The sequence below is a fragment of the Paenalcaligenes sp. Me52 genome, from assembly GCF_050487965.1.
Lineage (GTDB): Bacteria > Pseudomonadota > Gammaproteobacteria > Burkholderiales > Burkholderiaceae_B > Paenalcaligenes.
Genome location: NZ_JBKQFO010000001.1, coordinates 1,604,958 through 1,621,228, shown reverse-complemented (window position 1 = coordinate 1,621,228; position 16,271 = coordinate 1,604,958). Strand labels below are relative to the sequence as shown.

The 16,271-nt window shown below is 46.7% G+C and carries 19 protein-coding genes; 10 read left to right on the top strand and 9 right to left on the bottom strand.

The genetic code is table 11. The features are described 5' to 3' along the window. Positions 1 to 301: 301 nt before the first annotated feature. From ACLO87_RS07670 to ACLO87_RS07660, 3 genes are all read left to right on the top strand, one after another. Positions 302 to 1,456, top strand: a complete 1,155-nt coding sequence (locus ACLO87_RS07670; RefSeq protein WP_430223270.1) for a fimbrial protein — start codon at positions 302 to 304, stop codon at positions 1,454 to 1,456. 83 nt (positions 1,457 to 1,539) lie between these two features. After that, positions 1,540 to 1,917 carry a LysR family transcriptional regulator gene (locus tag ACLO87_RS07665; RefSeq protein WP_430223269.1) on the top strand — a complete coding sequence of 126 codons (378 nt, stop codon included), beginning with the start codon at positions 1,540 to 1,542 and terminating at the stop codon, positions 1,915 to 1,917. After that, complete coding sequence (locus ACLO87_RS07660) at positions 1,869 to 2,468, top strand: substrate binding domain-containing protein (RefSeq protein ID WP_430223268.1); 600 nt, start codon at positions 1,869 to 1,871, stop codon at positions 2,466 to 2,468. Before ACLO87_RS07665 ends, ACLO87_RS07660 begins: the two co-directional genes overlap by 49 nt. Positions 2,469 to 2,667: 199 nt before the next feature. Here the strand turns inward: ACLO87_RS07660 and ACLO87_RS07655 are convergent, their stop codons facing one another. Further along, positions 2,668 to 3,837, bottom strand: coding sequence for an ATP-binding protein (locus ACLO87_RS07655; RefSeq protein WP_430223267.1), 1,170 nt, complete (start codon positions 3,835 to 3,837; stop codon positions 2,668 to 2,670). Between the two features lie 529 nt (positions 3,838 to 4,366). Here ACLO87_RS07655 and ACLO87_RS07650 point away from each other — a divergent pair. Both ACLO87_RS07650 and ACLO87_RS07645 read left to right on the top strand, forming a co-directional pair. After that, positions 4,367 to 5,149, top strand: a complete 783-nt coding sequence (locus ACLO87_RS07650; protein ID WP_430223266.1) for a hypothetical protein — start codon at positions 4,367 to 4,369, stop codon at positions 5,147 to 5,149. A 235-nt stretch (positions 5,150 to 5,384) separates the two neighbouring features. Further along, positions 5,385 to 5,678 carry a hypothetical protein gene (locus tag ACLO87_RS07645; protein WP_430223265.1) on the top strand — a complete coding sequence of 98 codons (294 nt, stop codon included), beginning with the start codon at positions 5,385 to 5,387 and terminating at the stop codon, positions 5,676 to 5,678. A 25-nt stretch (positions 5,679 to 5,703) separates the two neighbouring features. Here ACLO87_RS07645 and ACLO87_RS07640 read toward each other — a convergent pair whose 3' ends face one another. Then, positions 5,704 to 6,603 (bottom strand): LysR family transcriptional regulator, encoded by a 900-nt coding sequence (locus ACLO87_RS07640; RefSeq protein WP_135866868.1) that lies wholly within the window; start codon positions 6,601 to 6,603, stop codon positions 5,704 to 5,706. Positions 6,604 to 6,700: 97 nt separating this feature from the next. On the opposite strand from ACLO87_RS07640, the gene ACLO87_RS07635 reads away from it, so the two are divergent. The 3 genes from ACLO87_RS07635 to ACLO87_RS07625 are packed head-to-tail and all read left to right on the top strand — an operon-like array spanning position 6,701 to position 8,402. Continuing rightward, positions 6,701 to 7,243 carry a cytochrome b gene (locus tag ACLO87_RS07635; protein ID WP_135866870.1) on the top strand — a complete coding sequence of 181 codons (543 nt, stop codon included), beginning with the start codon at positions 6,701 to 6,703 and terminating at the stop codon, positions 7,241 to 7,243. 4 nt (positions 7,244 to 7,247) lie between these two features. After that, the gene (locus tag ACLO87_RS07630; RefSeq protein ID WP_430223264.1) at positions 7,248 to 7,799 is read left to right on the top strand and encodes a YceI family protein; all 552 of its coding nucleotides are present in this window, start codon (positions 7,248 to 7,250) and stop codon (positions 7,797 to 7,799) included. Positions 7,800 to 7,820: 21 nt separating this feature from the next. Next, positions 7,821 to 8,402, top strand: coding sequence for a YceI family protein (locus ACLO87_RS07625; RefSeq protein WP_135862919.1), 582 nt, complete (start codon positions 7,821 to 7,823; stop codon positions 8,400 to 8,402). A 65-nt stretch (positions 8,403 to 8,467) separates the two neighbouring features. Here the strand turns inward: ACLO87_RS07625 and arsC are convergent, their stop codons facing one another. Further along, the gene (arsC, locus tag ACLO87_RS07620) at positions 8,468 to 8,806 is read right to left on the bottom strand and encodes an arsenate reductase (glutaredoxin) (RefSeq protein WP_430223263.1); all 339 of its coding nucleotides are present in this window, start codon (positions 8,804 to 8,806) and stop codon (positions 8,468 to 8,470) included. 89 nt (positions 8,807 to 8,895) lie between these two features. Between arsC and ACLO87_RS07615 the strand changes: the two genes are divergently transcribed. Together ACLO87_RS07615 and ACLO87_RS07610 are read left to right on the top strand one after the other, a co-directional pair. Then, entirely contained in the window at positions 8,896 to 9,597 is a 702-nt protein-coding gene (locus ACLO87_RS07615; RefSeq protein ID WP_430223262.1) for a glutathione binding-like protein, read from the top strand. Positions 9,598 to 9,609: 12 nt separating this feature from the next. After that, entirely contained in the window at positions 9,610 to 10,389 is a 780-nt protein-coding gene (locus ACLO87_RS07610) for an RsiV family protein (protein WP_135862924.1), read from the top strand. Positions 10,390 to 10,471: 82 nt separating this feature from the next. Here ACLO87_RS07610 and ACLO87_RS07605 read toward each other — a convergent pair whose 3' ends face one another. The 6 genes from ACLO87_RS07605 to mltG form a co-directional block, all read right to left on the bottom strand. Beyond that, complete coding sequence (locus tag ACLO87_RS07605; RefSeq protein WP_430223261.1) at positions 10,472 to 11,770, bottom strand: DUF4303 domain-containing protein; 1,299 nt, start codon at positions 11,768 to 11,770, stop codon at positions 10,472 to 10,474. A 156-nt stretch (positions 11,771 to 11,926) separates the two neighbouring features. Then, entirely contained in the window at positions 11,927 to 12,694 is a 768-nt protein-coding gene (locus tag ACLO87_RS07600; RefSeq protein ID WP_430223260.1) for an ankyrin repeat domain-containing protein, read from the bottom strand. A gap of 17 nt (positions 12,695 to 12,711) precedes the next feature. Continuing rightward, positions 12,712 to 13,491, bottom strand: coding sequence for a TatD family hydrolase (locus tag ACLO87_RS07595; RefSeq protein ID WP_430223259.1), 780 nt, complete (start codon positions 13,489 to 13,491; stop codon positions 12,712 to 12,714). Positions 13,492 to 13,501: 10 nt separating this feature from the next. Continuing rightward, positions 13,502 to 14,521, bottom strand: a complete 1,020-nt coding sequence (gene holB / locus ACLO87_RS07590) for a DNA polymerase III subunit delta' (protein WP_430223258.1) — start codon at positions 14,519 to 14,521, stop codon at positions 13,502 to 13,504. 2 nt (positions 14,522 to 14,523) lie between these two features. Next, on the bottom strand, positions 14,524 to 15,150 hold the full coding sequence (gene tmk / locus ACLO87_RS07585) for a dTMP kinase (protein ID WP_430223257.1): 627 nt from the start codon (positions 15,148 to 15,150) through the stop codon (positions 14,524 to 14,526). A 1-nt stretch (position 15,151) separates the two neighbouring features. After that, a complete protein-coding gene (gene mltG, locus ACLO87_RS07580; protein WP_430223737.1) occupies positions 15,152 to 16,162 on the bottom strand; it encodes an endolytic transglycosylase MltG in 1,011 nt (336 codons plus the stop codon). Positions 16,163 to 16,271 lie beyond the last annotated feature (109 nt).

Genomic DNA, 16,271 nt, shown 5'->3' with positions numbered 1-16,271 from the left:
GTTTAAGCACAATTGAAGTTTAGGAAATTAATCAACGAAAAGATTTAGGAGGATTCTTAAAAAGAAATATTATTAAATTTCTGTATTAATTATGTAATAAAAAATCAATCAACAATAATTTTTATAAATTGACAATTATTAACAGTTTTGAAATTTATACGTATATGTAAGTATCTAGAAAATATTTCCAAACAAACTCGGAATAGTCTTAAACAACTAAAGGGCTTGTGCTTTTAACATCCTATTTTGTTTTGCCTGCCTATATGCGTACAGCAAATAGTGATGTGCAAGGAGCACGATAATGTTGAACATTCTAATGAAGAGCCAGAACGTACTACGTATGCGATACAGCGGGTCTACGGTACTGGCATTGTCCTTTGCATTACTTATAGGAGTTAGCCCGGCTAAAGCCCAAACAGAAGTTTGCTTTAGATCTCGAGACTTAACACCCAGCACTACTTGGTCTATGGCACCAGACGGAAGTACTTTTAAAAATGGCGATATAGTAGGCCGAACTTCAGCCTATACCCAGTTCTTTATGCCCATTGGACATCGAGAAACCGTCCACGTTGATGCTAATGGTATACCTGTTAGCAACGCCTATAATGCAGTGCCCTTGGGTGGTATGCCAGGGCTAGGTTTGATTGTTCGCTGGGGAGGATACAACGCCACCGTCACCTTAACACCTACAGCTCCAAGCGCAGCACCAGGAACAATTATTTCAAATAGAACCTGGTTTTCTGTACTTAAGGCCAGGGCCACATCAAACTACACCCTGACACATTTCTACACTTTTGAACTAGTGGTGATTGATGAAAAACTCTACAAAGGCGGAAAGCTAAATTTTGTTGAAACTGGAAAAACATTGGTCCAAACAGCTAGCCAAAAAGGGGCTGGTGTCCCCCAACTTTGCTATAACGGTTTTGTTGATCCAATGGCTGCATTGCTTGGTACTGTTCAAGTACCTGAGCTGCCTAAGCCCGTGACTCCTACCTGCAGGTTTACTACCAATACATTGAATCAACGTGTAGAGTTGGAGCCAGTAGATCCAGGACAAATCACACCAGCCGGCAGTGCTCGCCCCACAGGATCAGAGGGTCAATCTTTCTTTTATGTTAATGCGACAAACTGCAATAAGGGAGCAAAAATAAAGCTCTACTTTACAGATACCCGTGATACCTCAACGCCTAAAGAGTACATACGCACCAATAATCCGGCCGTTGGTATACGTTTATATTATTCAGGTGAGTATGAGACTATGCCTTTTGGGCCAGCACCAGTAGGCTCATGGGTGCCTTCACGATATGCCCCCACTCTAGGGCCTGCTACATATGAAGGGGGCAGCTTATCGGCTGGATTTACCGCACAATATGTACGACTGCCAAATAAAACCGAAGCAGACATCAAGCCAGGTCCTGTAGACGCTTCAGCGACGCTTGTGATTGTCTACCCTTAAGATGCAAGCATAAAAAACGGAGCTTAATAGCTCCGTTTTTTATGCTCGACTGTTTTTTGCTAGAGGCAGGTTTGAGGCCAACTGTGCAAGAATTTAGTAGCCCTCAATCAGGCGAGTTTGCTGCATTCATTGCAATTGTTCAGGCTGGATCATTCTCTGCCGCTGCACGTAAACTGCAACGCCACCCATCTATTATCTCCAAACGCATCGCATCACTAGAAGAGCGACTAGGCGTAAGGCTGATTGAACGATCAACTAGAAGTATTAAGTTGACCGATGCAGGTGAACGGTTCTATGAAAGATTGTATACCGCAGCGCAAATACTTGAAGAAGCAGAGTTGGAAGCAGGGCACCTATCTAAAGAAATAGTGGGTAGCCTCAAGATCAGCCTTCCTGGTGCACTGGGACGGCTATGGCTAAGCCCTGTTATTGCCAATTTGCTCAAACGCATCCTCAGTTGAAGATTTATACCGACTATTCAGATAAGTACGTTGACGTAATTTCTGAGGGGTACGATGCCTGTATCCGAGTAGGGGCCTTAGAAGATAGCCGGCTAATCGCTAACAGACTCTGTAGCCACAGCAGAATATTGTGTGCATCGCCACGCTATATAGAAAGAAATACGCCACCTGCGCATCCCAACGATTTAATCGATCACAACTGCCTTGGTCACACGGGACTTCGTACGTATCCCGAATGGATCTTGTATCGAGGCGAAGAGGCTGTCACTGTTAACGCTCGTGGAAGTTTTATCAGTAACGATGGAGAAGCCTTACTAGATGCCGCACGACAAGGGCTAGGCATACTTGGATCTAGTAATTGGCTGGTTGCTAAAGACATCGCGGCAGGGACTTTAGTACCCGTGTTACCTGGTTGGAAATTTGATAGGCAATCAGCTATTTATTTAATTCGTCCATCCATTAAGTTCACACCATCAAAAACCGCTGCATTCAAAGCGTGGGTAGAAAAGGCATTTGCTGATGGAGCACCTTGGGAAAAGCTTCTACGGTAACTAACGACTTGGACACATGTCGCCTTTTATGTACGGAAGGGGAGCGTTATTGAAAAGCCATGGAATCAAAATCAAGTCTGCTTGATATCTCCAACTCTTACGCCAGCTTGTTTATGCCAGAATCATCCCGTACAAGTACCTGGTACTCAGCACAGTAGAGCCTTACGCGACAAAGGCTCGCAAACGAAGGGGAGCGTCATCACGAAACTTTTGCGCTGAGACTATGACATATTCTGGTAAAGAATTTTGGAGACCTCACTAAAGAGTCTTTCCATGCAGCTACGGATTGGGCTCCCCATGTGTGTAATGACTCAAGATCAGCGTCCTCCCAGTTAACGCTTGTTCTATCCGTCGAAATTGTGTCCTGCTTTAACTCATCAATCCAGTCTGCCTCAACTACTGCATACATGTATCTTGAGAAAATCTCACGTCCTTTAACGCCAAAGAAAAATGGCCTATCTTGGGCAATTTTACCGTGAGCATAAACTCCTACCCCTGCCTCTTCGTGAGGCCAGCTTGCAGATTTAACGAACCCGACCCAAAATTTTACTAAACGATTGCCAACTGGCGTGTTCAAGACATGCTCTGACATGCCTTGTTCTGGTATTCGAAGCTCCCACTCTGGAAACACATCAGCCTCAGTGAGTATGTCGCCATTTACATGAACATTAAAGTCTGGGCGTGCTAGGGTTACAGTGAAACGACGACCGAGAGATTCTCGAAGTTTTTTTATTGATATTTGTTTCTTAATGGTTAACGAAGTAGAGTAGATTAAAGTTCCTGAACCTGAAGTGAGAATAGCATCTTTAAACTTTTGAAAGATACCATTCATGGTTGAGTTTTTTTCAATCACAAGATCATTGATTGAAATTTCGTCTGCTAGTACTTCGGGAGCATAAACAGCAGTAGTTGATGCATCCTGCTGCTCCGAGGCTAGCATGGCTGTATAATCAAATTTAAGCCACATCGCAGTGCCCTCATGCACAGTTATGAGGTGAACGATCTGAGCAATTCCGAATGGTGCTAACTTCCCAATCCCTTTTCTTCCCATTGGATATCGGTCGCTATGCTCATTATTAGCTGTATTTGGCCTTGGTTTAGGCTGCCCGACTACTAAATAGTTTTTTATCAGTCCCTCCTTGCTCATCCCTTGACCATTATCATAAATGCTAATGGCTATGGGAGTTTCTTGTTCGGAAACGCTGAGGTCAATGAATACATTCGAAGCCATAGCGTCCCAGGAATTGGAAACCAATTCTGCCAGTACGTTAGTTGGCTTGTTTTGATAAAGCTTCAAACCGAGATGCTCAATTACGTTATGAGCAAATCTAAGGGTAAGCGGAGATGAGTTAGATTTTAATTGATCCATGAGATCCCTTGAGTCAATAGCTCATTTTATTGAAGTCTAGCCATGACAATCATAATTTCTTTGTAAGTACTCTCTAGTGTTCTTATTGTTGCATAGTTTTATTATTGCGTCTGCGGTTGTTGCCGACAAGTTCACACAGTCGAGCCGCATAGCGAGATTTCCGTTGCTATATTTAGAGCTCGAATAGGGGAGTTTTAGTCCCCCCCTAGTAACTACTAGGGAATATTTTTTGATTATGGCTTTAATATTCGCAATATAAAAGAAGATACTAAATAAAGATTTTTTTTAGCGAAAATATTCGCCAATACCATGGAATACTTATCTCACTTTCTGCACAGATCAACTGCATCTGCACTCTGTTAGATACTCCCCATCACACCAATGTTTTACATTCCTCGCTGGCCAACCAAAAATCGCATAATGTATATTATGTAAAGTCAGTAATAGGCGTCTTATACAAGCGGATACCCCTTTCCCAAATCACTACCAGTACACTAGCAATCAAAGCAGCATTTTTTGGGTTGTAGAGATGATTTCATACATAGCGACTAATAGTGTCTATTCTATTCAGCAACTAGGTCTTTCTGCCGCTGCCGGCGGCATCTTTGCCATTCCTTATGTGATGGCGCTGACAGCCATTATTCTCGCTATTACATTGTCGTTATGGGGACTATGGCGCTATACAAAAGCAAAACAAGGCGAACCACGTCCGCCACTATCATTGCCTACACGCCTGATCGTGACGCTTATTGCTATTTACCCAATTTGGTTTGGCATAACGTACGCCCAAATCTGGTACTCAAATTATCAACTAGAGCAGTCTCGTCTAGCTGAGAACCTGCGTCGTTTTGGACCTTTAGAGCAAACCACGCAATTTGGTGAAATGCAGCTTGTAGCCGGTACGCTGATTAATAGAGGCGATCCCTGGCGCTTCAAAGAGCTTCCCCAACAAGATCCTTTACTAGATTTGGAAGCAGTACGTTTTCAAGAACCTACTGCTGTAGCTGGTGTATTAGCCTATGCCATGTCCATTGAAGGTTCTAGTCTTACGATTGAATTAGCGCAAGAATATCAACTAGATACACCCGAACTATCCAGGCATTGTCCCGTAGGTTATGTGTTGATGTTTCCCTTTCCTGATAGACGCATCCGTGCAAAGCAACGCCTTGAGCCACCATACACATGGTTTACGCCCAGCCAATGGGAGCCTACCAGCTGTTTTCAATCCACAAACGGTGTGATGGTAATGGATATGAATCAGCACGGTATCTACTTTCCTAAAGATGGTGCGCCTTACACGCCTAGAAAGTAACTTTTCCGTTCCTAGCTCGCAGATTGCGCGCGATAATGCTTATTCTGCCCTCTTTCATCTGTAAACTTTTTTTACGGATGAATACACCTCTTCCGTTAGTTGCATTATTTACACCAGCCAATACAGTATAAACTTCTTTTTATCGTCTTATTTTTAGCAGAGTTGATAGTAGCTACGATTACTATCTGATGCAAAAACACATGCCACATCAGCCTAATACACTCAATGTACCTGTATGGGTGCATTGGATTCCACGCTCTCAGGTGGTAGGCAAATACTGCCACAAGCACAAGGTGGCTTGTACTACGTGATTACGCCGCCTCTTCCTAGTACGCTGCCCGAGCCTTGTTCATGGTCTTTAGTGCTGCAAATTACGCAGAATGATGATGCTGATACTAACGGCGCTCGCTACAGTTTAGGATACGCACATTTTCTGATGGATGAAGCTCCTAGTGATTTGCTTAAACCAGGATTCACCGTAGACATATATGAAGGCCCACGTAAGGTTGGGCTGGTAGAGGTCATCTGAATAGATGCTCTACCCTGCTTCGCTGCTACAGCACGCTTTTACGCTGAAATGCGGCGGGTAAGTTCTCCAGTAAATATTCCAGCAAAATACGCACACGTTGCGGAATGTAGTGATTACTAGGCAAGACGGCATAAATGCCTAAACTGCTGTGACAATACTCATCCAACACTGAAACTAAAGAACCGTTTTCAAGGTATTCCCACGCGATAAAATCAGGCAGCAAGGTTAACCCCAGACCGTGTACAGCAGCCTGTGCCAAAGCATCACCATTATTTGCCTGCACACGCCCGGATGTACTGATACCTATGGTTTTTCCATCTACCTCAAATACCCAGCGGCTGTCTTGCCTGTACTGCAAACAGATATGTTCGGTTAAATCGCTAGGATGTTTAGGCATGCCATAGCGTTTCAAATAATCGATGGATCCCACCATCATCAACCTACATTCACCAAGACGGCGCACAATATCGTTTGGCGCAGGTTCTTTGGTGACCCGTATGGCGACATCCAACCCTTGCTCACTGGTATTCACTAGATTATCGTCATACTCCAACTGCAGATTCACCTCTGGATACTCTGCCACAAAACGCGCCAACACTGGTGCTAAGTGACGTACACCAAAACTGAGCGGCAGACTGATGCGAATCATCCCCTTGGGTAATAAACGCTCTTCTTGTATTTCACTCTCTGCACTTTCTACCAAATCCACGATGGCTTTTGCGCGCTCTAAGTACAAACGCCCAGCTGAGGTCAGTGCTTGCTTACGTGTGCTACGAATTATTAATTGCACACCCAACTGCTTCTCCAACGCTGCAATTTGACGTGTAACCACCGAGCGATCCACTCCCATTTGCTCTGCCACCGCTGCAAAACTTCCTTGCTCGGCAACCTGAATGAAGAGAGTTATAAAGTCCAATCTGCTCATTGTTGTAATAAATGCAATTGATAATTGTTGAACTAAACTGTTTTACATCAATCAAACAGGCTAAAGTAGATATCTCACCAAATTTTACGAGGTTTACATGGTTCAACGCTATGCGTGGTCATTGCGACTATTGCATTGGCTCATGGCAGCTCTGCTGATTGGCATGCTAGCACTGGGCTTATACATGAAGGCACTACCGTTCTCTCCAGCCAAATTACAGTTGTACTCATGGCATAAGTGGATTGGTATCACATTGATAGGCTTGGTAGTGCTTCGCCTTGCGGCCCGCTTCCTAACAGCAAAACCTCGTTACCCCTCACATATGGGCCCTACTTCTAGAATGTTGGCTCATCTGGGACACTGGCTATTGTACGTGCTAATGCTCTGCATCCCGCTATCTGGCTGGTTGATGAGCTCGGCCAAAGGTTTCCAAACCGTATGGTTTGGTGTATTGCCTTTACCCGATCTAATTCAAAAAGACCTGCCATTAGGTGAGCAGTTAGTCGTTGTGCACGGCTGGCTTAACTGGCTGTTTATTGCCGTATTAGCTGGACATATTTTGGCTGCGCTTAAACACCAGTTTATGGATCGTGACGCGATCTTTCACAGAATTTCTCTGTCTCCCTCTAAAAAGGACTAAGACCATGAACAAAAAAATACTTGGTGCCTGCTTATTAGCATTCAGCCCGCTGTGGGCGCATGCTGCCACCTTTGATAAATTCGTTCCAGCCGATAGCAAAATTGGCTTCACCTACTCGCAAATGGGCGTCAGCCTTGATGGTGAATTCAAAAAATTTGACGGTACATTGTCGTTTGACCCAGCAAATGCTGAGGCCGCTAAAGTGACACTGTCTGTACCTCTGTCTGATATAGACACCGGCAGTGCAGAAGGCAACGATGAAGTCGCAAATAAAGACTGGTTCAATACCGCAGCACATCCTGCTGCAAGCTTTGAAAGCACCGCCGTCACCGTTGATGGCGATGGTTATAAAGTCGAGGGTAACCTCACTATTAAAGGCGTAAGCAAAGCAATTAGCTTCCCCGCCACCTTCGTTGAGAACGGTAATACCGGTACTTTTGAAGGCAAATTTGTCGTACAACGAGGCGACTTCAACGTAGGTGAAGGCGCTTGGTCTACATTTGATATCGTCGCTAACGATGTCAACGTTAACTTTTCTATTGTGGCAGCACAGTAATTTCTCTTAGGAGCTCATTTCATGTTGAAAAAAACACTGCGTACTACCGCCCTGACAACATTGGCTGCCCTGCTGAGCAGCGCTGCAATCGCTGCCCCAGTAACTTTTGGCGTTGATGATTCCCATACTTTCTCTCGTATCTCTTACGATCACATGGGCTTCAGCACACAGCTAAACCGTTTTGATAAAACCAGCGGTACCGTTGTTCTGGATCAAGAAGCCAAAGATGGCAAAGTGGATATCGAAATCGATACACGCAGCATCAGCACTGGCCACGATGGTTTTAACCAGCACATCCAAGGCCCAGACTTCTTGGATACAGCGAACTTCCCAACCGCTACGTTCAAATCCAGCAAAATCAACTTTGACGGCGACAAACCTGTATCCGTTGAAGGTGACTTGACCATCAAAGGCGTGACTAAGCCTGTTACTCTGGAAATCACTCGCTTTGTGCGCAAAGAGCACCCAATGATGAAGAAAGACACCATTGGTGCAGACGCTCAAGTTGTCATCAAACGCTCTGATTTCAACGCCGGTAAATTTGCTCCAGGCGTAGGTGACGAAGTCACTATCGGTATCGCGTTGGAAGCAATGGCTAAGTAAGCCTACGTTTCTAGCATAAAAAATGGGCCTTTCGGGGCCCATTTTTGTACTAGCCTACACAGCAATTAAAGAATTTCTTCTACTATTTCTTTAGGTCTGCACAAACGTGTACCTTTCTTGGTGATCACAAACGGCCTATTCATCAAGATAGGGTGTGCAGCCATCGCCTCAAGCAACTGTTCATCGGTCGCCGTTTCAAGGCCCAACTCGCTGTATAGGCTTTCTTTAGCACGAACAGCATCTTTTACTGACAAATTCGCATCGGCAATGAGTTTACGTAGACCCTCTTTATCCAGCGGGGTTTTCAGGTATTCAATAACAGTTACCTTATGCCCTGCTTCCTCTAAACGCGCCAAGGTATTGCGCGACGTACCGCAACGCGGGTTATGGTAAATTGTGCTCATATTCCGGTTATGTGTAGTGATCTGTAGACTAGCCATTGTAGCCAAATCACCCGCCTCTGACCTCAGCGTCTTATTTTGAAGGTAAATCAATGATTGACTTGTATTACTGGACAACACCCAACGGCCACAAAATCACGCTTTTTCTCGAAGAATGTGGTTTGGAATATAAGATCAAACCCATCAATATAGGTAAAGGCGATCAGTTCGAGCCGTCTTTTCTACGCATCGCCCCCAACAACCGCATTCCAGCCATCGTGGATCACTCCCCCACTGATGGTGGAGACGCCATTTCAGTCTTTGAATCCGGCGCAATTTTGCAGTATTTAGCTGAAAAAACCGGTAAATTCTTACCTACAGACCTGCGTCAACGTACTCAAGTCATGGAATGGTTATTTTGGCAGATGGCAGGTTTAGGCCCTATGGCGGGTCAAAACCACCATTTCAACGTCTACGCCCCCGTCAAACTGGAATACGCCATAGACCGATATGTGCGTGAAACAGCGAGGCTCTACAACGTGCTGAATACTCGTCTTGCAGGCAGAGATTACATCGTAGACGAGTACTCTATTGCTGACATGGCCTGCTACCCATGGATCAAGCCACATGTACAACAACAGCAAGATTTGAATGACTTCCCGCATCTCAAAGCGTGGTTTGAGCGCATTAGCGCACGTCCTGCCACACAGCGTGCTTACGCGCTCGTAGACAGCATTAACCCTGCTGCAGGTACTCACGATGATGCCGCTAAAAAAATCTTGTTTGGCCAAGATGGCAAATCCATACAACCCTAACGGATCTCTTGCATGACACGTTCTTCCAAATCCCTGTTTTGTGTTCTCGCGTTAAGTGCTGCGTTGGCTGGGTGTGCCAGCACTGACCAACAAAGTCGTATCCCTTCATTTACCGATGATGTCACCAGCGCTGATGGCGTGTTTAGTCAGCCGGTGAAATGGTCTAAAAAACAGCCAGACTGTAAAGGCCAATGCGCTACCTTGAGCGTAGACAGCTTAGTGTTCCCTGGTAATAGAGAGCTCACCGAACTGGTAGATACTGCTCTGGCCACCATGACGGGGATGGGAGAAACCACACTACAAACCTCTATTGAGGATTTCGAACAGCATTATTGGAAAACCGCTGGCCCACGTGATGAAGTCTTATTAGCAGCCAAAACGCGCTACCGCAACAAAGACATCACGACGTTAGAGTTGGGCTCATGGCAGTACTTCACGGGCGCAGCACATGGTATGTCGGCCACCCAATTCATTAATTGGGACAATCAACGCAAAACACCTATCTCGTTAGAGCAAATGCTGCAACGAGGCGAGAAAGATGCGTTTATCAGCGCACTACGTCAGGCCCACACACAATGGTTGGCTACGCAAGAAGATGCCATTGAGAACCCCGAGCGTTACCGACGCCTGTGGCCATTTCAACCTAGCGATAATGCCGGTATTACCGATAAAGGCATTGTGGTGAAATATAACGCCTATGAGATTGCCCCCTACTCTTCAGGGCAACCAGAGTTGCTTATCCCCTATTCAGCGTTGCGCGGTATCCTGAAACCCGCCTACCTACCTGAATAAACAAAAAACCGCTTGGGAAGTCTCAAGCGGTTTTTTTATGACTGACGTACCAGCACTCACTGCTACATGCCTCTAAGTAAGGCTATTTCAATCGCCATTTCTTCATGGACTTTAGGGTCAACTCTGCCAAATAGCGTACAGACTCATCACTGTCTGCTTGAGTTAACGCCATCAGCTTTTCCTGCATAGGTTTCACTGCCTGCGCCCCTATAGACTCGCCTACAGCTCTCTCATCCAACACACAAGCTGCATGACGGCGAATCACCGCATAAGGTGATGACAGACCTCTGAGCGCCTCAGGAATATCACTCGCTCCAATGATGCAGTAACTGGAACCAGGTTCTAGCTCTTCTTCCGCTTCTCGTTGCATGGTTGGATACGCGGCGATCAACCTTTCCAGTGGTGCATAATCCAACTGCACAGGCTTTGCACCTCGATTTCTAAAAGCTCGTAATGGCGCACAAAAACCACCTACGACATGTTCAGCGTACTTATCGGACGATGCGAGCGACAGTAACCAGTCAAAATCCCCCAGATAGCCTAGAGCCGAAGCACTCCAACTCACTGTACTAGGCTCTTTCGCTTTCATCACCAACTGACGTAATGCCTCTATAACCTTAGCATCAGCCTCACCTATTAGCCCCAAAATCATGGCGACTTTCCATGCGTGATTGCGCTGCGTTAACGTATCCAGCAATGCAGGGATCGCCGCTGTACCACATGCAATCAACCACTTTTCCGCTTCTTCGCAGTCTATGCCCTCATAGCTACCCAAGCGCTGCGTATAGCACACTGCTTGCTCAGTAATAGGCAAGGTAGCAATACGCTGACGTTCTTGCTCCGTCGCATCCAACTCTGGGAAATGATGGAAAAATAGTGCTTTAGGAATGCTCAGCCGTGCCAGATCTGCACTGCCATACTCATCTTGGAAATACACCACAAAGTCTTTAGCAACACGGCTATCTTTGGCAAAGTGTTTACGCAACGCCGACGCAACCTGTGCAACAGCCATCATGAAGCGTTTCTCGGCATTGTCCCACATGGCAACGCTACCGCGATTTGCATAGGTCTCAAGCTCAGTCTCATAGGCTTCTAGCTGCTCGCCCCCATACTCGTCGACATCCCAGTTCCAATGCCAATCTACGGGATTCCATTTCAAGCCATCAAAGCAGTCGTCACTGGCTCGTCGATGAGGGTGATCTTCATCCAACATTGCCATACTGTTAGCGGCCAATGAGGGCATACCTATGACGCTTTCTTGCTCTCTATAACTGGCGAAGAAAGCAGCGGCATACAGTGGCTCTACCCCTTCAGATAGCAGCTCTTCTAATTTGCTCTTGGCCGCTTCAAACAAGCATGTTTTAAACGCTTTCCAATCCATTGAATCCCTTCATCGTAGAACGCTACCACGTACACCTGTGACTACAGTACTACTCTATTTTCTTACCCAAAAACACCAAAGCCGCTTAACACACTGGTAAGCGGCTTTGGGATCAATGCATAGCACTATTCAGCTACTGCTTTACAGCTCGCTGCATTAATCGTCAAAACGACCTAAGTCAAAATACTGGCTGTTACTACTACCACCTGTATTTTGTGTAGTCGAAGATGCTGAAGGTGCGCTTGGAGCACTGGTACTAGCCTCAGCAGCAGCGGGCGCTGCAGCAGGATTACTGATCTGCTCTAAATAGCTAGCTAAACCCGTATGACCGTTTTCGCGCGCCCAATCTGCAGCTGTTAACTGCTGCAAGTTCACCGCTTTAGGATCAGCACCAGCAGCAATCAACAGGTCTACTACCTCGCGTCTACCCGATCTAGCAGCCATCATTAATGGACTCGTACCATCTGCAGATGGCGAGTTTGGTAATGCACCCTCTGCCAACAGCATTCTGGCCATATCTGTTTGCCCTGTAGATGCGGCATAGTGCAGCGGCGTCCAGCCCAATCTACGTACTTGAGCGCCACGTTTGATCAGGTCTTCCGCACGTTTGGTTTCGCCTAACAGCGCCAAGTACATCAGAGGGGTTTCATCATGAGCATTCGTGATATTCACATCAATAGCACGGTGTGCGCTTAGCACGTCGTACACATCCCACGACTTATTCTGTATAGACAGCATGATCGTAGGCTGACCTTGCTCTGTTTTCTGATTAGGATCAGCACCCGTAGCCAGCTCTTGCAGCACATCGCTTTTACGGTTGTTGATGACATCATTCCACCACCCCTCACCTGCCCAAACAGGTGATACCAGGGCAGAGCTTAATGCTATTCCAGCCAGCAATGCGGACCACGACGGTTTTCTCATCCTTATTTCCTTTTTATTTACGCCAGCACCTTAGGCGCTTTCTTAAACAAAGCATAGAAGTTTTCACGTGTTGCTTGCGCTATTTCTGCACTGCTGCACTGGCGCAACTCAGCAATTTTCTCAGCAACATGCACCACAAGTGAAGGGTCATTCTGTTTCCCTCTGTAAGGCACAGGGGCCAAATACGGGGAATCGGTTTCTATCAGCAGTCTATCCAGAGGCACCTTAGCAGCAACCTCTTGTATGTCTTTGGCGCTTTTGAAGGTCACGATACCGGAAATGGAAATATAGAACCCCATCTCCATAGCGGCTTCGGCCATTTCCCACGACTCTGTAAAGCAGTGCATCACACCACCCACTTCGGCAGCACCCTCTTCTTGCATAATACGAATGGTGTCAGCCGAGGCATTACGGGTATGAATAATCAAAGGCAACCCGCTTTCTTTGGCTGCCCGTATATGAATGCGGAAACGCTCACGCTGCCAATCCAACGGCTCGGACTGATAGTAGTAATCTAGGCCTGTTTCGCCAATAGCAATCACTTTAGAATGCGCGGCACGCTCACACAAATCCGCTACCGTAGGTTGCACGATATTATCGTAACCTGGGTGCACGCCCACCGACGCCTGTAAATGCGGATGCTGCTCTACTAACGCCATCAGTCTAGGCCAGTCATCTAATGTGACACTAACAACTAACGCCTGCCCCACCTGATTTTGCTTCATGCGCTCTAAGATGCTCTCTAGGTTAACGGAGAGATCTGGGAAATCAAGGTGACAATGGGAATCTATAAACATAATGGCGACATCAACTAAAACACTGCATTAAACGATCCAGCAAATGCTGTACAAACAACTTGGCATTCAAGGGGTGCTGGGCCCATCTAGACTGCTCATTCAACCATTTTAACAACTGCGCCAACGCCACAGGTTGAGCACGCGGGACCAGTTTCTCATACAAGCCCTGCAACCCCGGATAATAACAAACCGGCTGCGCATGCTGTACCAACTGCATATCTAAACAACTACGTTGCAAAATTGGAATCCAATGGGCAGCACCTAGTTTTTCTAGCTCATCCATGACAACCATGGCATCTTCAGCATTGCGTGCTGCAAGCGCCTGCCATAGCGTATTTACCCACTCGGGGTACGGTGTACGTTGTTGCTGCGACAAAGCCAAGGCCGCAACAGGCCCGCCCCCAGCGGCAGCCAGCCAGTCTTGTGCATCGCCTTCCACTTGCCCACTTAACCAATCCAAAGCAACCTGCGTATCAGGTCTAGGCAACACCAAACGTCTACAACGCGACACAATGGTAGGCAATAAGCGATCTGGTGCATCAGCCACCAACAAGAAGATCGTAGAGGCCGACGGCTCCTCCAACACCTTCAACAGCGCGTTAGCTGAAATCTGATTCAAACTTTCAGCAGGATACAACACCGCTACTCTATAGCCACCACGGTGTGTAGCCGTATTGAACCAGGTATGTAATTGGCGTAGCTGCTCTACCTTGATCTCTTTGGACGGAGCTTGTTTGCTTTCTGAAACTGTACCGTCCTCTTGTTGGGCAACACTTTCTGGGCGTATCACACGCAAGTCGGGGTGGTTACCATGCTGACACCACAAGCACGCATCACAATGGCCACAAGCACGTGACTGCACCGGCTGAGTACACAGCAACGATGCGGCAGCAGCTCGAGCAAATTGTGTTTTCCCTATACCCGGTACACCATGCAACAACCATGCATGCGCAAAACGCTCACGCTGACTTAACCACTCACTGGCACGCTCTTCTTGCCAAGGGTAGAAAGTCGTTATGGGTAAGCTCATGACTATTTCCTAGATGCTTGATGCAAATGCTGTAGATCTGCCTCTAATTCCAAACGTATCTGCTCAATGCTTTGGCTACTATCAATCACACAAAAGCGTTGGCTGTCATTGGCTGCTCGGTGCAAGTATGCTGCACGCGTGCGTTCAAAGAAATCGCTTTGCTCTTTCTCGAACCTATCCAAATCGCGCGTACGTTCTAAACGCTCTCTGGCAACCTCTAAGGGCAGATCAAACAACCATGTTCTGTCAGGCTGCATGCTAGGATGCACCCATTGCTCTAGCTGCTCTATAGCTACGCCGCCCAACTGACGGCCACCGCCCTGATAGGCGTAAGAGGCATCACTAAATCTATCGCACAACACCCACTTACCAGCCGACAACGCCGGTAGAATCACTTGCTGCAAATGCTCATTACGCGCCGCAAACATTAACAAGGCTTCGGTTTTCAAGTGCATGGGCTCGTGCAGCAAAAGTTCGCGTAACTTTTCACCCAACACGGTACCGCCAGGCTCACGCGTCACCACCACTTCATAACCTAATTGCTGTATAGCTTCCTGTAACCACGCGATGTGACTACTTTTGCCTGCCCCATCTACACCCTCTACCGTTAAAAACAGCCCTTTTTGCATGTTAATTCCTGCGCAAAATATACGTTGATACGGCTCTATTATGTTCAGCCAAATTGCGGGAGAACTCACTAGTTCCATCACCGCGCGATACAAAATAGTAAAAATTATGTTGTTCTGGATGCAATACAGCTTCTAATGCAGCTTTGCCTGCATTAGCAATAGGCGTAGGAGGCAACCCCCTGCGAGTGTACGTATTCCATGGTGTATCAGTTTGCAGATCACGTTTACGAATTCTGCCCTCGTACTTCTCACCCATGCCGTAAATCACTGTTGGGTCTGTTTGTAGCGGCATACCCACTTTGAGTCTATTGATGAACACACCCGCTACTCTGAATCTATCTGGCCCGTGCCCAGTTTCTTTTTCGACTATAGAGGCCAAAATTAACGCCTCATACGGAGTCTTAAGCGGCAAGTTAGGGTCACGACCGTCCCACATCTCTTGCAACAAGGTTTGCTGTGCTTGGTAAGCACGACGCAAAATATCCATATCGCTGGTACCACGTGTGAACACATAGGTATCGGGGTAAAACAACCCTTCTGGATGACTAAGATCACTGCCTAATTGCGTCAGCAACTCGGCATCAGTCATATCGCCCAAGGTTTGTTTGACGTTAGGATCAGCTTTTAAGGTGTCGCGCAAACGTTTGTAAGCCCACCCTTCCACAAAGGTCAGCCTAGTTTGCGTCATATCACCACTGGCCATACGCTGAATAATGCGCCATAGGGTATCGCCATCACGCGCTTCATACGCACCGGCCTGCAACAATTTATCTTGTTTGCTAAGTCTGCTAACTGCCACAAACACGTCGGGTTGTACATCTATCCCTGCTTCTCGCATAGCTAACGCGATCTGCCTAGGGCCACTGCCCTGCTCAATAATGTAATCCACCGTTGGCGCACTAAGCTCTACGGGGCGTTTCATCACCCACCACCATGCGCCGCCTGCCGCTGCTCCGCCTAATAGAATGAGCAACAACAGTAGCCAAAGAAGAAGAGAAAAGATTTTTTTCATAGACTCAGAGTGTAAACCGGAAGCAGTACCCACTGCTACGACAAGGTTGAGCAGTGCGAGATTCATCAAGGCTCGTTATCATAGTGTCATTCCCTCTTATTTTGCAGAA

What these genes read in the sequence shown, in the direction of transcription:
- ACLO87_RS07635 (WP_135866870.1), top strand. Translation starts at nt 6,701, where the DNA reads ATGGTTCAACGCTATGCGTGGTCATTGCGACTATTGCATTGGCTCATG.
- ACLO87_RS07625 (WP_135862919.1), top strand. Translation starts at nt 7,821, where the DNA reads ATGTTGAAAAAAACACTGCGTACTACCGCCCTGACAACATTGGCTGCC.
- ACLO87_RS07645 (WP_430223265.1), top strand. Translation starts at nt 5,385, where the DNA reads ATGGGTGCATTGGATTCCACGCTCTCAGGTGGTAGGCAAATACTGCCA.
- ACLO87_RS07655 (WP_430223267.1), bottom strand. Translation starts at nt 3,837, where the DNA reads ATGGATCAATTAAAATCTAACTCATCTCCGCTTACCCTTAGATTTGCT.
- ACLO87_RS07615 (WP_430223262.1), top strand. Translation starts at nt 8,896, where the DNA reads ATGATTGACTTGTATTACTGGACAACACCCAACGGCCACAAAATCACG.
- ACLO87_RS07640 (WP_135866868.1), bottom strand. Translation starts at nt 6,603, where the DNA reads ATGAGCAGATTGGACTTTATAACTCTCTTCATTCAGGTTGCCGAGCAA.
- ACLO87_RS07600 (WP_430223260.1), bottom strand. Translation starts at nt 12,694, where the DNA reads ATGAGAAAACCGTCGTGGTCCGCATTGCTGGCTGGAATAGCATTAAGC.
- ACLO87_RS07660 (WP_430223268.1), top strand. Translation starts at nt 1,869, where the DNA reads ATGGCTAAGCCCTGTTATTGCCAATTTGCTCAAACGCATCCTCAGTTG.
- mltG (WP_430223737.1), bottom strand. Translation starts at nt 16,162, where the DNA reads ATGAAAAAAATCTTTTCTCTTCTTCTTTGGCTACTGTTGTTGCTCATT.
- ACLO87_RS07610 (WP_135862924.1), top strand. Translation starts at nt 9,610, where the DNA reads ATGACACGTTCTTCCAAATCCCTGTTTTGTGTTCTCGCGTTAAGTGCT.
- tmk (WP_430223257.1), bottom strand. Translation starts at nt 15,150, where the DNA reads ATGCAAAAAGGGCTGTTTTTAACGGTAGAGGGTGTAGATGGGGCAGGC.
- holB (WP_430223258.1), bottom strand. Translation starts at nt 14,521, where the DNA reads ATGAGCTTACCCATAACGACTTTCTACCCTTGGCAAGAAGAGCGTGCC.
- ACLO87_RS07650 (WP_430223266.1), top strand. Translation starts at nt 4,367, where the DNA reads ATGATTTCATACATAGCGACTAATAGTGTCTATTCTATTCAGCAACTA.
- ACLO87_RS07605 (WP_430223261.1), bottom strand. Translation starts at nt 11,770, where the DNA reads ATGGATTGGAAAGCGTTTAAAACATGCTTGTTTGAAGCGGCCAAGAGC.
- arsC (WP_430223263.1), bottom strand. Translation starts at nt 8,806, where the DNA reads ATGAGCACAATTTACCATAACCCGCGTTGCGGTACGTCGCGCAATACC.
- ACLO87_RS07595 (WP_430223259.1), bottom strand. Translation starts at nt 13,491, where the DNA reads ATGTTTATAGATTCCCATTGTCACCTTGATTTCCCAGATCTCTCCGTT.
- ACLO87_RS07670 (WP_430223270.1), top strand. Translation starts at nt 302, where the DNA reads ATGTTGAACATTCTAATGAAGAGCCAGAACGTACTACGTATGCGATAC.
- ACLO87_RS07630 (WP_430223264.1), top strand. Translation starts at nt 7,248, where the DNA reads ATGAACAAAAAAATACTTGGTGCCTGCTTATTAGCATTCAGCCCGCTG.